At 67.0% G+C, this 17,035-nt stretch carries 6 protein-coding genes; 4 read left to right on the top strand and 2 right to left on the bottom strand.

Translation table 11 applies throughout. The features are described 5' to 3' along the window. The first annotated feature begins 260 nt into the window (after positions 1-260). Positions 261-2,987: a TonB-dependent receptor plug domain-containing protein gene (locus ACVOKU_RS04720; RefSeq protein ID WP_481559255.1), complete on the top strand. Its 2,727-nt coding sequence runs from the start codon at positions 261-263 to the stop codon at positions 2,985-2,987. Positions 2,988-3,095: 108 nt separating this feature from the next. Here ACVOKU_RS04720 and ACVOKU_RS04715 read toward each other — a convergent pair whose 3' ends face one another. Together ACVOKU_RS04715 and ACVOKU_RS04710 are read right to left on the bottom strand one after the other, a co-directional pair. Further along, positions 3,096-3,737, bottom strand: coding sequence for a hypothetical protein (locus tag ACVOKU_RS04715; RefSeq protein WP_481559254.1), 642 nt, complete (start codon positions 3,735-3,737; stop codon positions 3,096-3,098). 99 nt (positions 3,738-3,836) lie between these two features. Continuing rightward, positions 3,837-4,718, bottom strand: a complete 882-nt coding sequence (locus tag ACVOKU_RS04710; RefSeq protein ID WP_481559253.1) for a LysR substrate-binding domain-containing protein — start codon at positions 4,716-4,718, stop codon at positions 3,837-3,839. A 92-nt stretch (positions 4,719-4,810) separates the two neighbouring features. On the opposite strand from ACVOKU_RS04710, the gene ACVOKU_RS04705 reads away from it, so the two are divergent. The 3 genes from ACVOKU_RS04705 to ACVOKU_RS04695 all read left to right on the top strand — a co-directional run bounded on the left by ACVOKU_RS04705 (position 4,811) and on the right by ACVOKU_RS04695 (position 17,008). After that, positions 4,811-5,515, top strand: a complete 705-nt coding sequence (locus ACVOKU_RS04705; RefSeq protein WP_481559252.1) for an ankyrin repeat domain-containing protein — start codon at positions 4,811-4,813, stop codon at positions 5,513-5,515. A 52-nt stretch (positions 5,516-5,567) separates the two neighbouring features. Then, positions 5,568-7,034 carry an amidohydrolase family protein gene (locus tag ACVOKU_RS04700; protein ID WP_481559251.1) on the top strand — a complete coding sequence of 489 codons (1,467 nt, stop codon included), beginning with the start codon at positions 5,568-5,570 and terminating at the stop codon, positions 7,032-7,034. Between the two features lie 593 nt (positions 7,035-7,627). Continuing rightward, positions 7,628-17,008, top strand: coding sequence for an Ig-like domain-containing protein (locus tag ACVOKU_RS04695; protein WP_481559250.1), 9,381 nt, complete (start codon positions 7,628-7,630; stop codon positions 17,006-17,008). The last annotated feature ends 27 nt before the right edge of the window (positions 17,009-17,035 follow it).

Raw genomic sequence — 17,035 nt, 5'->3', positions numbered from 1 at the left:
GGCGGAGCGGCGGAATCGGAAGGCCGAAAGAACAGGTCGTCATGGCTTGACGATGCCCGTACATGCGCCGCCACACCATCAAGAATGTTGTAAAACGCACGTTGGCAGCGCGCAGCGTCACTTATCAGGTTCCGGCATAAGCCCATCAGGCCTGGTCATTTCCGCTGAAACTGTCCGTTCGGGACACTTTCGTTACGGGATCGTTATGCGTGCACAGGCCGCCGCGTCCCGTCCAATCGTCCAACTCCCCCAGGAAGCCCATGTCCGCCTCTCCCCAGGCGCTGCGCCATCGTCCGCTGGTGCTCGCGCTGTCGTCCCTGATGCTGGCCTCGTTGCCCGCCTTCGCGCAGGAAAGCGCACCTGCATCGCTGCAGGAAGTGAAGGTCACCGGTTCGCGCATTCCGCGCGCCAGCGTTGAAGGGCCGTCGCCGGTGACCGTGATCAGCCGGGAGCAGATCGACGCGCAGGGCTACCGCAATGCATTCGACGCCCTGAGTGCGCTGACCGAGAACACCGGCAACGTGCAGGGCGAGGATTACGGCAATACCTTCACCCCGGCTGCCAACACCATCAATCTGCGCGGTTTGGGGCCGAACCGCACGCTGGTGCTGGTCAACGGTCGTCGCCAGTCGGACTACCCGCTGGCCTACGAAGGCTCGGTCAACGTGGTGAACCTGGCCAACATTCCCAGCGCCCTCATCGAGCGTATCGAAGTGCTCGCCGGCGGCGCTTCGGCCGTGTACGGTTCCGACGCCATCGCCGGCGTGGTCAACATCATTCTCAAGGAGCGCTACGACGGCGTGGACATCAACGTTCGTGCCGGCGGTACCGAGCAGGGCGGGGGAGACAACCAGCGCGTGCAGGTGGTGGGAGGTGGTGCCGGTGAGCGATGGGAAGGCGTGTTCGGCTTCGAGCTGGGAATCCGCAAGGCCATCCACGCACGCCAGCGCGACTTCATGGATTCGCTGGACGATGATCCGCGTGGCACGGTCCCGCAGGCCACTGCCATCGCCTATCGGCGCAATGCAGCCACCGGCAGGAACATCGACCCGGGCAGTGAGGGCTGCGATGCCGCTTCCGGGATCTACGGCGGCAGCGTGTTCCGCGCCACCAATCCGCGCCTGGGCAGCTACTGCGGCAGCAACGAGGCCGCCGCCAGCTACTGGACCGTGCAGACTGAAAAGCGCAACCTCGATGGCTATGGCCTGCTGACCTTCCACCTGGACGAACGGACCGATCTGTTCGCCGACCTGGCCGTGGGCAGCGCCACCATCTACAACAACACCCGTGCCCCGACGTGGACGTCCGCACGCAATTACTTCTACAACCAGAACAGTGGTGAACTGGAGAGCTGGTATCGCCGGTTCGCACCGGAAGAAGTGGGCGGCCTGCCGCGCAACGCCAATCGCTTCCTGGAAAAATCGTGGTCGTTCAACGTCGGTGTACGCGGCCAGCTGGGTGACAGCGACTGGGACTACGAGGCCGTCTACAGCCGCTCGCGCTACGAGAACCGGACGCGGCGGCCGGTGCTGCTGGCGGGAATCAACGAATACCTGCTCGGCCCCACACTGGGCGTGCGCGACGGGGTGGAGGTCTACGCGCCGGATCCGGCACGGCTTTACCAGCCGCTGACGCCGGACGAGTACGGGCAGTTGTCCGGTTACCAGGAGAGCCGCAATGCGGCGTGGCTGCAGACCTTCAGCGCCAGCGTGAACGGCCGACTGTTCGAACTGCCTGGAGGCGACGCGGCGCTGGCGGCCGTGGTCGAGGCCGGCAGCCAGGGGTATCGCAACCGTCCGGACCCGCGGCTGGGAACCGGAGAGTTATGGAACACCACTGCCGGCGTCGGTGCAGGAGGAGAGCGTGATCGCTATGCGGTGGGCGCCGAACTGCAGCTGCCGCTGCTGCCGCGCCTGACCACCACGCTGGCGGGCCGCTACGATCAGTACCGGGCCGCAGGCGAACACATCGGCAAGGCGACGTGGAGCTTCGGCGTGGAGTTCCGCCCGCTGGACACCTTGTTGATCCGTGGCACGGCCGCCACCAGTTTCCGTGCGCCGGACATGAACTACGTGTTCGCCACTGAAACCCGTGGCTACAACCCGGGCATGACCGATTACTGGCGTTGCCGTACCGCCGGTCAGCCGTATGACGACTGCGATTTCAACGGGCTGTCCATCGACTTCAGCAACCGCGCCAATCCGCAGCTGCAACCGGAAACCGCCAAGTCGTACGGCTTCGGTGTGGTCTGGTCGCCGCTGGCAAGCCTGGATTTCAGTGCGGACTACTACGACATCCGCATCGACAACGAGGTGACCAATCTCGACAGCAGCCGCATCCTGCGCGACGAAGCCGATTGCCGCCTCGGCCGTACCCTGGGCGGTGAAGTGCGCGATATCGGTTCGCCGCTGTGCCAGGACGCGCTGGCCCGCGTGATCCGCAATCCTTCCACTGCGGCGGTGCAGCCGGACCAGGTCACCCGGGTGCTGATCAATCCGATCAACGCGGCATCCGAATCCGTGCGCGGCATCGATCTGAAGGGCAACTGGCGTTTCGATGCCGGGCGGGCGGGGCGCTTCACCACGCGTCTGGCCTACACCGTCGTGCTCGAGCACGAGTACCGGCAGTTCGCCGATGACGAGGTGCGTGACATCCGCAATTCCCTCGACGACTGGCAGTGGCGCAGCAAGGTCAACGGCAGCGTGACCTGGAGCCGCGGTGACTGGACCGCGACAGTGTACGGCAACCGCTATGGTTCGCTGCCGAAGAGCGACGGCAGTGGCCGCATCGGACCGTACATGACGTACAACGCGAGCGTGTTCCGCACCTTCGGCGACAACCTGTCGCTGGGTGTCATCGTCAACAACCTGCGCAACAGCCGGCCGCCGGCGGACCGCAACGGGGGGGGCTGGCCGTTCTATCCGGTCGGCAACTACGACCCCTATGGCCGCCAGTTCTGGGTGGAGATGGATTACCGCTTCAACTGAGCAGCGCAGGTGGGGCGCCTCTTCGACTCGCATCTGCGGCGAGCGGAGAGGCGTCGCTTGATGCCTTCACGACGCGCGGACAGTCGTCACCGCCGCCCGCAATCACGCTTACGGCAACGCCTGCACCAGATAGGATTCGATGACGTAGCTGAAAGGTTGCTGCTGGCGGTCGCGCAGCAAGGCGCGTACTTCCAGGATGATGCCGTGGTCACCCTCGCCACGGGGGGGCCAGAAGGTCTGGTCGGCTTCGGTCTCGCGCTGGAAGCCCAGCGGGCCGACCACGCGGCCGAAAGGCTCGTCGGTGCTGTCCAGTATCTGGTTCATCGCCGCACTGAGATGGCCTGGCAGGTACCAGTTGTCGGCCTCGGACAGCACGCGGTTCCCGCACACCAGCTGCACGCGGCGGTAGCGCAGCGCGGCGCTGGAGTCGGCGCCCAGGGCCTGCAGTACCTCGGCCGGGGCCTGCTTGTCATCGCCATGGATGCGCACCGCGCGGACGCGGGCCTGCTGGGCCAGGCCGTGTTCGGCACACCAGCCTTCCAGCGTGGCCGTGGCGCTCTGCCCGGACAGCACCCGCTGATGCAGCCGTTCGACCAGCGCCGCCGGGGCGATCCGCTGCTGGCCAGGCGGGGCCTGCGGCGGCGGAGCGCCGACGGCATCGCTGGCGGACAGGCTGGCGATCGGCGCGGCGGCGAGCAGCGAAGCGGCCTGCCAGCGGCGGATACGATCGTGGCGGTCGGACGGGCCCATGCGGCATCACAGCGGAAACAGGGGTCTATGGTACCCGTTCAGCGCTGTGTACGGCGCACCCGCCGCGCCCCTGCACCCGGCGATATTCATCGAACGGGCTCATACCGGCTCGCGCTGCACCTGCTGCCACAGCTCGCTGGCCAGCGCACGCACGGCCTCATCGGCGTCGCCACGGTGCAGCAGCCCGATCTCGTAGTTGTCGATCACCGGCAGGTTCCGTTCGCCGTCGATGATGCGGTGTCCGCGGCCCACTGCCCGACGCGGCAGCAGGCTGATGCCGATGCCATCGGCAACCGCGCCCTGGATGCCGCTGAGCGATGAACTGGTGAAAGCGATGCGCCAGCGCAGGCCGAGTGCTTCGACCGCCTGGATCATTTCGTCGCGGTACAGTCCGCGCGGCGGGAAGGTCACCAGCGGCACAGGCTCCTGCAGCAGGCAGCCACTGCGCAGGCTGTCGATCCAGTGCATCGGTTCACGCCGGCAATGCACGGCCTGGCGGCTGTTTCGGCGCTGCTTGACCAGGACCAGGTCCAGTTCGCCATGGTCGAAGCCATGGGCCAGATCGCGGCTGAGGCCGCTGCTGATCTCCAGCTTCACCTGCGGATGGCGGCGGCTGAAAGCGGCCAGCATGCGCGTGGTCTGCGCGTTGACGAAGTCCTCGGGCACACCGATGCGGACCGCTGTTTCGACCGTGGCGCCTGCCAATGCCTGCGCCATTTCCTCGTTCAGGTCGAGCATGCGCCGCGCATAGCCCAGCAGCGTGTGGCCGGCGTCGGTGGGCTGCACATCGCGATGGCCACGCTCGAGCAGGCGATGACCGGCCAGCTCTTCCAGACGACGCACCTTCTGGCTGACCGTGGACTGGGTCGAGTGCAGGCGGGTGGCCGCAGTGGTGAAGCTGCCGCAGTCGGCCACCATCACCAGGGCCCGCAGCAGGTCCAGTTCGAACAGTGATCTATTCGATTTTGAACTTTCTTGCATTTGAACATTTCATTTCTGGATACCCGTGGCGACTTCTACCATGCGGCCAAGGCACCGGCAACGTCCGGCCGAGTGATTCCGGAGGGTTCATCATGTACCTGCAACACCGCTGTCTGCGCTGGGCTTCGCCCTCACGGCGCGCGCTTCTGCTGTGCCTGCTGGCCGTGGCACTTCCGGCCTGTGCCGCAGACCCGTCCGGCCAGGCCGACGTGCGGTTGCGGGAGGCCGCCAGCCGCGGCGATGCCGGAGCGGTGCGCCAGGCACTGGCCGATGGCGCGGCATTGGAAGCGCGCGATGCACAGGGCCGCACCGCGCTGCTGCTGGCGACCCATGGCAACCGCGTGGACGCGGCGCGCGTGCTGATGGAGGCGGGGGCCGATGTCAACGCCAAGGACAGGCTGCAGGACAGCGCCTACCTGTACGCCGGCGCGCGCGGACTGGACCGGATCCTGGCCTTGACCCTGAGCCATGGTGCGGACCTGCGCAGCACCAATCGTTATGGCGGCACCGCCCTGATTCCTGCCGCCGAGCGTGGCCACGTCGCCACGGTACGCATGCTGCTGCGTGCGGGCGTGGCAGTGGACCACGTCAATCGACTGCATTGGACGGCGCTGCTGGAAGCGATCCTGCTCGGCGATGGAGGGCCGCGCCACACGCAGATCGTGCAGCTGCTGCTCGAAGCGGGCGCCGATCCGGAGCTGGCCGATGGCGAGGGCGTGACGCCGCTGGCTCACGCGCGCAAACGCGGATTCGCCGCGATCGAAACCCTGCTGCGCCAGCATGGCGCGACACGCTGATATCTGCTCCCTTCCATTCCGCACGCTGGCCGTGCCTACCAGGATGTTGTCCATGTTCTGTTTCCGCCCGTTGTCTCTTGCTGTGCTGTTCGCCTGCGCACCGCTGTCCGCTGCTGCGGCCGAACGTGCCGATCTGCTGATCCGCAATGCCACCGTGGTCGATGTGGAGCACGCCCGCGCGCTGCCGGGGCAGAGCGTGGTGATCCGCGGCGAGACGATCGTTGCGGTCGGCCCTGACGCACGGCTTGAGGGCCAGTGGCGCGCGGACCGGCAGCTGGATGCGCAGGGGAAGTACCTGATTCCGGGACTGTGGGACATGCATGTGCACTTCGGCGGAGGCCCTGCGCTGATCGAGGAGAACAAGGCACTGCTGCCGCTGTACATCGCCCATGGCATCACCACCGTGCGCGACTGCTCGGGTGATCTGCCGCAGCAGGTGCTGCAATGGCGGGGCGAGATTGCCGCCGGCACATTGTTCGGTCCACGCCTGCTCAGCTCCGGCGCCAAGATCGAAGGCATCAAGCCGGTCTGGAAGGGGACGATCGAAGTCGGCAGCCGCGCCGACGCCGATCAGGCGATCACGCGGCTACAGCGCGACAAGGTTGACTTCGTCAAGATCACGGACAGTACGCTGACGCCGGAACTGTTCCTGTACTCGGCTGCCGCCGCGCGCAAGGCAGGATTCAGGGCATCGGGCCATATCCCAATGGCACTGACCGTGGAGCAGGCCGTCGATGCTGGCCTGGCGTCGATCGAACACCTGGACTATGCGTTCAAGGCGGGCAGCAGGGATGAGGCGCGGATTGCAGCCGATTTCGGCGCCGGGCGTATCGATCGTGCAGAAGCCAACCGGCAGCTGGATGCCAGTTTCGACCGTGACACCGCGATGCGCGCGTATCGTGATTTCGCCCGTCGAGGCGTGTTCGTGACGCCCACACTCAACGGCGGACGCATTCTCGACTTCCTCGATCAGGACGATCATGCCCACGATCCCTATCTGGCCTACATCGGCCCCGGCCTGCGTGCCACCTACCAGTGGCGCGTGGAGCGTGCGGCCAAGGCCACGCCGGCACAGATCCAGGCGCGGCATGCGCAGTACCGGCAGGTGGCCGCGGTGCTGCCGATGCTTCAGGAAGCGGGTGTGACGATCATTGCCGGCACCGACGCCGGCTTCCTTAATTCGTTCAACTATCCCGGGATCGGACTGCACCAGGAACTGCAGCTGTTCGTGCAGGAAGGGCTGACACCGCCCCAGGCCCTGTCAGCGGCCACGCGGTCTGGCCCGGCCTGGTTCGGGCAGATGGACCGCTACGGCAGCGTGGCCACGGGCAAGGCCGCGGACCTGGTACTGCTGACCGCCAATCCGCTGCAGGACATCGCCGCGACCGGGAAGATCGACAGCGTGATCCTGCGCGGCCACGTGCATGATCGTGCAGCGCTGGACAAGATGCTGGCCGACACCCGCGCGCGCGTGGCCGCGTGGAACGATGAAGCAGACAAGGCCCGATCAGCGGACTGAACGCAGTCATCGTTGTAGTGATGAGGGGAACGGGGGAGTCGCCACGCGTTGCTGCGGGCACTCCCAACCGTTCCTTCGTTCGTTTTGCGCCGCGCAAAACAAGCCTAAAGCGTCAATTGGCATCGTTTTTTTCCCCGGAAAAACGGCTCTTCAAGCGTAATGACGTGCCAACTGCGTCACAGAGCTTTCAACGACCCACGCAATGAAGGCCGCATGCACGCAATCTGCATGGAACGTTCACTTCGACGCGGTGTATACCCTCCCGCATCGGACGGGGAGCAATGGCCGACGTCCGACGGCCCTGACCGCGTCGCTGAACGCGCGTCGGCGATTCCAGACAAGAGGATTGTCGTTCATGCATCTGCATCTCGCGCCCACGCTGTAGCGCTGCATCGCACCACGACTGGGCGCGTCGCATCGCTGCATCCGGTCGCCTGAAGAATCCGAAGCACGTATCCGGCAGCAGGCGGTGTGCCTGTTGGTGGTGGCTTCGCGCGAAAACATATCCGTTCCGTGCCGCCGTGCCAGCGTGATCGCTGTGCGTGACGTCGTTGTGCGCATGGCGGCGCGCCTGTAGAAGAGAGGAATGTCCCATGGCCATCCGCGTCAAGGTTGTCCCGGCAAGCGAATCGATCACCTCCGATACCGCCGCCACCACCGTCCGCAATGATGTCGTGACGCTGCAGCAGAGCAGCAACGTCGCACTGGACATCGATCCAGATCAGATCGCCGGCTACGTGAAGGACGGCCAGGATCTCGTGGTGCAGCTGAAGACCGGCGAGAACGTCCGCATCGCCAACTTCTATGCCGAGGGACAATCGCCCAGCCATCTGTTCCTGGTGGATGACAAGAAGCTCGTGGCCGTTGATCTGCCGGCGGTGGCCAGCGATGGGCCGTTGGCGGCGAGCTATCTGCCGCAGGAGACGCTGGCTGGATTCGACTCGCTGACGGCAGCGGGCGCGGGCGCGGGCAGTGGCATCAGCGGCGCGATGGTGCTGGGCGGGCTGGCCGCGGTCGGCGCGGCGGTGGCGTTGGCCGACAGCGGCGGCGGTGGTGGTGGCGGATCGGCGAATCCACCGCAGAATCCCCCGGTACCCGATACCACGCCGCCGGCCGCACCCACCGGGCTGGCATTCAGTGCAGATGGCCGGACGCTTACCGGCAGCGGTGAAGTCGGTGCGACGGTGCGCGTCGATACCAATGGTGACGGTCAGCCTGATGCGACCGGAACGGTGGGCGCCGATGGGCGATTCAGTGTCACCCTGTCGCCGCCGTTGACCAACGGCGAGAATGTCAGCGTGACGTTGGTCGATGCCGCCGGCAACGTGAGTGGACCGGGGCAGGCGACGGCCCCCGATACCACACCGCCTGCAGCGGCCAGCAACGTGGTGGTGGCTGACGACGGCAGCAGCATCAGCGGCAGCGGTGAGCCAGGAGCGACGGTGGGCGTGGATACCGATGGCGATGGCCAGCCCGATGCCACCGTGGTGATCGGCGGCGACGGCCAGTTCACGGTGCCACTGGACCCACCGCTGACCCAAGGCGAGACGATCAGCGTGGTGGTGACCGATCCGGCCGGCAACAGCAGTCCGCCGGTCACGGTGCAGGCGCCCGACTATCCCGACGCGCCGCTGGTGAATGCCAGCAATGGCAGTGTGATTTCCGGAACGGCGGGCGCGGGCCTGACCATCCTGCTCACAGATGCCGATGGCAATCCGATCGGCCAGACGGTGGCGGATGCGAGCGGCAACTGGAGCTTCACGCCGCCTGCGGCGCTTGCTGATGGAACCGTGGTCACTGCAGTGGCCCAGAATGCGGCCGGCAACACCAGCCCTGCCACGTCGATCACCATCGATGGCGTTGCGCCTGCCACACCGGTCATCGATCCAAGCAACGGCACGACGATCAGCGGTACCGCCGAGGCCGGGAGCACGGTGACCCTCACCGACGGCAATGGCAACCCGATCGGCCAGGTCACCACCGATGGCGATGGCCACTGGAGTTTCACCCCGGGCACGCCGTTGCCGGACGGCACGGTGGTGAATGCCACCGCGACCGATCCGGCCGGCAACACCAGCGGCCAGGGCAGCACCACGGTCGATGCTGTCGCGCCGTCCACGCCTACCGTGGAGCCCAGCAATGGCGGCACGCTCACGGGCACCGCCGAGCCCGGCAGCACGGTGGTGCTGACCGATGGCAACGGCAATCCGATTGCGGAAGTCGCCGTCGATGGCAGCGGCAACTGGAGCTACACCCCCGGCACGCCGCTGCCCGATGGTACGGTGGTCACGGTGGTTGCCGAGGATGCCGCAGGCAACAGCAGCCCGCCGGCAACGGTCACCGTGGATTCGCAGCCGCCCGCCGCGCCCGTACTCGAGGCCAGCAACGGCACCACGCTCAGCGGAACCGCCGAGCCCGGCAGCACGGTCACGTTGACCGATGGCAACGGTAATCCGATCGGGCAGGTCACCGCCGACGGCAACGGTGACTGGAGCTTCACCCCGGCCACACCGCTTCCGAACGGCACCGTGGTCAACGCCAGTGCCACGGACGCCACCGGCAACACCGGCCCCGGCGCCAGCATCATCGTTGATGCGGTCGCACCCGCCGCCCCGGTCGTCCTTCCCAGCAACGGCACGAGCATCAGTGGTACGGCCGAGCCCGGCAGTACCGTGACGCTGACTGACGGCAGCGGCACTCCGATAGGCCAGACCACCACTGACGGCAACGGCAACTGGAGCTTCACCCCGACCACGCCACTGCCGGACGGTACCGTGATCAATGCCACCGCCACCGACGCGGCAGGCAACACCGGCGGGCAGGGCGGAACCACGGTGGATGCGGTGCCACCGGCCGCGCCTGTGCTGAACCTGAGCAACGGCAGCGCAGTCACTGGCACCGCCGAGCCTGGCAGCAGGGTGATCCTCACCGATGGCAATGGTGATCCGATTGCCAGCGTGACGGTGGATGGAAGCGGCAACTGGAGCTACACGCCCGCCACGCCGCTGCCCAACGGGACGGTGGTCAACGCCGTGGCAGTGGATGGCTCCGGCAATGCCAGCGTCGGCAGCAGCGTCACCATCGACTCGCAGGCGCCGTCGGCGCCCGTGCTCGACGTCAGCAATGGCACCCTGATCGTAGGCACCGCCGAGCCGGGAAGCACGGTGACGCTCACCGACGGCAATGGCAATCTCATTGCGCAGGTCACCGCCGATGGCTTTGGCGACTGGACCTTCACTCCGGCGACGCCGCTTCCTGATGGCACCGTGATCAACGCCACGGCCACCGATGCCAACGGCAACACCAGTGCGCCTTCGTCGATCACGGTCGATGCCGTCGCGCCTGCCGCACCCGTGGTCAACCCGAGCAATGGCATCACGCTCACTGGCACGGCCGAGCCGGGCAGTGTCGTCACGTTGATCGATGGCAGCGGTAATCCCTTCGGTCAGGCCCCGGTCGACAGCAACGGCAACTGGTCGTTCCCGCTCGCTACGCCGCTGCCCGATGGCAGCGTCGTCAGCGCGACCGCCACCGATGCCTCTGGCAATACCAGCGGCGCGACCAGCATCACCGTGGACGCGCTGCCACCGGCGACGCCGGTGCTGAATCCCAGCAACGGCAACACGGTCAGCGGTACCGCCGAGCCCAACAGCAAGATCATCCTTACTGATGGCAACGGTGGTCTGATCGTGGAGGTCACCGTCGATGGCAGCGGCAACTGGAGCTACACGCCGGCCACCCCGCTGCCCGATGGCACCGTCGTCACGGCCGTGGCGGTGGACGCGGCCGGCAATACCAGCCCGCCATCCACCGTCTCTGTCGATGCCAGTGCGCCGCCGGCGCCGGTCATCGATCCCAGCAACGGCACCACCGTCAGTGGTACTGCCGAAGCCGGCAGTACGGTCATCCTGACCGACGGCAGCGGCAATCCGATCGGCCAGGTCACCGCCGATGGCAGTGGCAACTGGAGCTTCACTCCCGGCACGCCGCTGCCGGACGGGACGGTGATCGTGGCGACCGCCACCGATGCCACCGGCAATACCGGCCCGCAGGCGGCCATCACCGTCGATGCGCTGCCGCCGCCGGCCCCCGTGCTCGAACCGAGCAACGGCACGACGATCACCGGCACCGCCGAGGCCGGCGCCACGGTGATCCTCACCGATGGCAATGGCAACCCGATCGGACAGACCACTGCCGATGGCAGCGGCAACTGGAGCTTCACCCCGGCCACGGCACTGCCTGACGGGACGGTGGTCAACGCGGTCGCGCAGGACGCGGCCGGCAACACCGGCCCGCAGGGCAGCACCACGGTCGATGCGGTGGCGCCGCCTACGCCGGTCGTCAATGCCAGCAATGGCAACGTCCTCACCGGTACCGCCGAACCGAACAGCACCGTGACGCTGACCGACGGCGACGGCAATCCGATCGGGCAGGCCACTGTCGATGGCAGTGGCAACTGGAGCTTCAGCCCCGCCACGCCGCTGCCCGATGGCACGGTGGTCAACGTCACCGCGACCGATGCCGCAGGCAACACCAGCGCACCGGCAAGCACCACCGTCGACAGTTCGTTGCCCTCGATTCCGCTGATCGATCCCAGCAACGGCTCGGTGATCAGCGGTACTGCAGATCCGGGCAATACGGTCATCATCACCGATGGCAGCGGCAACCCGATCGGGCAGGTCACGGCTGACGGTGGTGGCAACTGGTCGTTCACCCCGGGCGTACCGCTGCCCGATGGAACCGTGGTCAATGTGATCGCGCGCAGTCCTTCGGGTGTCGACAGTGCGCCGGCGGCCATCACCATCGATGGCGTTGCGCCGCCGGCGCCCGTGATCGATCCCAGCAATGGTGCCGAGATCAGTGGCACTGCAGAGGCCAATGCAATCATCGTGCTGACCGACGGCAGCGGCACTCCGATCGGGCAGACCACGGCCGATGGCAGCGGCAACTGGAGCTTCACCCCGGCCACACCATTGCCCGACGGCACGGTGGTCAACGCCATCGCGACGGACCCGGCTGGCAACAGCAGTGGCCCGGCCAGCATCACCGTGGATGCGGTGGCACCGCCGGCACCGGTCATCAACGCCAGCAACGGCGTGGTGATCAGCGGCACCGCCGAAGCCGGTGCGATAGTGATTCTCACCGATGGCAACGGCAACCCGATCGGGCAGACCACGGCCGATGGCAGCGGCAACTGGAGCTTCACCCCCGCCACGGCACTGCCGGACGGCACGGTGATCACTGCGGTCGCCCAGGATGCGGCGGGCAATACCAGTGGCCCGGCCAGCGCCACGGTCGATGCGGTCGCACCGCCGGCGCCCGTCATCGATGCCAGCAACGGCAGCATCATCAGCGGCACTGCAGAAGCCGGTGCCACGGTGATCCTCACCGATGGCAACGGCAACCCGATCGGGCAGACCACCGCCGATGGCAGTGGCAACTGGAGCTTCACGCCGGGAACGCCACTGCCGGACGGCACCGTGATCACTGCGGTGGCGCAGGACGTGGCCGGCAACAGCAGCGGCTCGGCCAGTACCACCGTTGATGCGGTGGCGCCGCCAGCGCCGGTGATCAACGCCAGCAACGGTGCGGTGATCAGCGGTACCGCCGAAGCCGGCGCGACGGTGATCCTGACCGATGGCAATGGCGATCCGATCGGCCAGACCACCGCCGATGGCAGTGGCAACTGGTCGTTCACGCCCGCCACGCCGCTGCCCGATGGCACGGTGATCACGGCGGTGGCCCAGGATGCGGCAGGCAACGCGAGTGGCCCGGCCACGACGACCGTGGATACGGTGGCGCCGCCGGCACCGGTGATCGACCCGAGCAACGGCAGTGTGGTGAGCGGCACGGCCGAAGCCGGCGCGACGGTGATCCTGACCGATGGCAGCGGCAACCCGATCGGGCAGACCACCGCCGATGGCAGCGGTAACTGGAGCTACACGCCGGCCACACCGTTGCCGAATGGAACGGTGATCACTGCGGTGGCGCAGGATGCGGCGGGCAACGGCAGCGGCCCGGCCACGACGACCGTGGATACGGTGGCGCCGCCGGCACCGACGCTCGATGCGAGCAATGGCAGCGTCATCAGCGGTACCGCCGAAGCCGGTGCGACAGTGATCCTCACTGACGGCAACGGTATTCCGATCGGGCAGACCATCGCCGATGGCAGTGGCAACTGGTCGTTCACGCCCGGCACGCCTCTGCCCGATGGCACCGTCATCAATGCACTGGCGCGCGACGCGGCCGGCAACAACAGCAGCCCGGTCAGCACGACCGTCGATGCGGTCGCGCCCTCGGCGCCGACGCTCGATGCCAGCAACGGCACGGTGATCACCGGCACCGTCGAGCCCGGCGTGAAGGTGATCCTGACCGACGGCAACGGTGATCCCATCGGCGAAGCCACCGCCGATGGCAGCGGCAACTGGAGCTTCACCCCGGCTACGCCGCTGCCCGACGGCACGGTGATCAATGCCATCGCCCAGGATGCGGCGGGCAATACCAGCGGCCCGGCCACCACCACGGTGGATGCGGTGGCGCCGCCGGCCCCGGTGATCGACCCGAGCAACGGCAGCGTCATCAGCGGTACGGCTGAAGCCGGCGCGACAGTCATCCTCACTGATGGCAACGGCGATCCGATCGGGCAGGCGATCGCCGATGGCAGCGGCAACTGGAGCTTCACTCCCGGTGCGCCGCTGCCCGATGGCACCGTGATCAACGCGGTGGCCCAGGATGCGGCAGGCAATACCAGCGGCCCCGCCACCACCACGGTGGATGCGGTGGCGCCGCCGGCCCCGGTGATCGACCCGAGCAATGGCAGTGTCATCACTGGCACGGCCGAAGCGGGTGCCACGGTGATCCTCACCGATGGCAACGGCGATCCGATCGGGCAGGCGATCGCCGATGGCAGCGGCAACTGGAGCTTCACCCCGGGTGCGCCGCTGCCCGACGGCACCGTGATCAATGCCATTGCGCAGGATGCGGCGGGCAACACCAGCGGCCCGGCCACCACCACGGTGGATGCAGTAGCGCCGCCGGCCCCGGTGATCGACCCGAGCAATGGCAGCATCATCACTGGCACCGCTGAAGCCGGTGCGACAGTGATCCTGACCGATGGCAACGGCAATCCCATCGGCGAAACCACCGCCGATGGCAGCGGCAACTGGAGCTTCAGCCCGGCCGCGCCGCTACCCGACGGCACGGTGATCAATGCCATCGCGCAGGATGCGGCGGGCAATACCAGCGGCCCGGCCACCACCACGGTGGATGCGGTGGCGCCGCCGGCCCCGGTGATCGATCCGAGCAACGGCAGCGTCATCAGCGGTACGGCTGAAGCCGGCGCCACGGTGATCCTCACCGATGGCAACGGCGATCCGATTGGGCAGACCACCGCCGATGGCAGTGGCAACTGGAGCTTCACCCCTGGAGCGCCGCTGCCCGATGGCACCGTGATCAACGCGGTGGCGCAGGATGCGGCAGGCAATATCAGCGGCCCGGCCACCACCACGGTGGATGCGGTGGCGCCGCCGGCCCCGGTGATCGACCCGAGCAACGGCAGTGTCATCAGCGGCACGGCTGAAGCCGGCGCCACGGTGATCCTCACCGATGGCAATGGCGATCCGATCGGTCAGGCCACCACCGATGGCAGTGGCAACTGGAGCTTCAGCCCGGCCACGCCGCTGCCCGACGGCACCGTGATCAACGCGGTGGCGCAGGATGCGGCGGGCAATAGCAGTGGCCCGGCCACCACCACGGTGGATGCGGTAGCGCCGCCGGCCCCGGTGATCGACCCGAGCAATGGCAGCGTCATCACTGGCACGGCCGAAGCGGGTGCCACGGTGATCCTGACCGATGGCAACGGCGATCCCATCGGCGAAACCACCGCCGATGGCAGCGGCAACTGGAGCTTCACTCCTGGAGCGCCGCTGCCCGACGGCACCGTGATCAATGCCATCGCGCAGGATGCGGCGGGCAACGACAGCGGCCCGGTCAGCACCACCGTCGATGCGGTGGCGCCGCCGGCACCGGTGATCGATCCGAGCAACGGCAGCGTCATCGCTGGCACCGCCGAAGCCGGTGCCACGGTGATCCTCACTGATGGCAACGGCGATCCCATCGGCGAAACTACCGCCGATGGCAGCGGCAACTGGAGCTTCAGCCCGGCCACGCCGCTGCCCGACGGCACGGTGATCAATGCCATCGCGCAGGATGCGGCGGGCAACAACAGCGGCCCGGCCACCACCACGGTGGACGCCGTAGCGCCGCCGGCGCCGCTGCTCAGCGTGAGTGCTGACGGTGCGCTGCTGAGCGGCACGGCCGAGCCCAACAGCCAGGTCCGGATCGTGGTCAATGGAGACACCGCGAACCCGATCACAGTCAATGTGGATGGCAGCGGTAACTTCAGCCTGCCGTTCGCACCACCGTTGATCGCCGGCGAGCTGATCTCTGCGGTGGCGATCGATCTGGCGGGCAATACCAGCGGTCCGGCGACCATCAATGCCCCCGATCTTGCGCCGCCGGACATCAGCGTGCCGGAGGCCGCCGACACGTGGATCAATGCTGCGGAAATCGGCGACGGCATCCAGGTCGACGTGACCGTTCGTCCGACGATGCAGGTCGGGCAGGTCATCACTGTCAGATTCGCGGGCCAGAACGGCTATGAGGCCGATGTCAGCCACACCCTCACCGCTGCGGACATCGCGGCCGGTTCGGTGACCGTGACCTTGACGCCGCCCGCTGGCATGGGGCCGTTCCCGGAAGGCGCATCGACCATCACCGCCGAAGTCGCCGGTGGCACCGCATCGGCGCCGGAAGGCTTCACCATCGATACGGTTCCACCCGCAACCCCGGTGCTGTCGCTGGTCGGCAATCTGCTGACCATTTCCGCCGAACCGGGCACCGAGTTGACGGTCACGCTGACGGTAGGAGGTGTGACGGCCACGGCGACGGTCACCGCCGACAACAGTGGCCTGGCGTCGCTGAATCTGCTCACCGATCTGGATATCGACTTCACCTGGGACCAGCTGCTCAATGCACAGGTGTCGGTCGTGGGCAGTGATCCGGCTGGCAATCCGAGCAACGTGGCCAGCATCGGCATCGGCACCAGCATCGAACAGCCGGTCACCATCGGCAACTTCGGCGTGGACGTCAGCCTCAACCCTCTCAATCCGCGCTTTGGCTTCAGTGGCACCACCGAGCCGGATTCGAGCGTGGTGATCCGGGTGATCACGCCCGCCCTGAACGTCGAGCTGCTGCCGATCCAGGCCGATTCCTCCGGCAACTTCTCGCTGAACCTGCTCAGTCCGACCATCCTCAGCCAGCTCGGGTTGAACATCACCGATATCCTCAACCTTGGGTCGCAGATATCCTTCAATCTGGTATCTACCGATTCCAACGGCAACGACAGCGCTGCCTACGGCGTCACGCTGAGTCCGAATGGCCTGTCGTTGAACATCGGCCAGATCGATGTCAACGGTACATCCGGGAATGACGTACTGTCCGGCGCCAACGGCAGTTCCGAGCACATCAACGGCGGCGATGGCAGCGATCTGATCTTCAACGTCGGCAGCGGCGATCGCGTGGTCGCCGGCAACGGTGACGATGCGATCCAGGTCACCGCCACCAACTTCGTCAGCATCGATGGCGGGGCTGGTTTCGACACCCTGATCCTGGCCAATGGCATCGACCTGGACTACAACTCGGTCGGTGTGGGCACGCTCAGCAACATCGAGCGCATCGATCTGGGCACGGGAGATTCGGGCAGCGTGCTCACCCTCACGGCGGCGGAGGTGGCGGCGATCACCGATGGCAACGACACGCTGCAGATCACCGGCGAGAGCAACGATGTGCTGAACGTCATTGGTGCGGTCAACACCGGAACCACGCAGCTGATCAATGGCGTGACCTACGACGTGTACACCTTTGGCAGCACCACGCTGCTGGTGGAGGACAATTCGGTGCAGGTGGTGGCCTGATGCCGCAACGGCGGAGCCGAAGGCGGT

The sequence above is a fragment of the Stenotrophomonas sp. STEN147 genome, from assembly GCF_056757995.1.
Note: the sequence above shows the minus strand (reverse complement) of the source record. Positions and strands in the feature narration are given on the sequence as shown.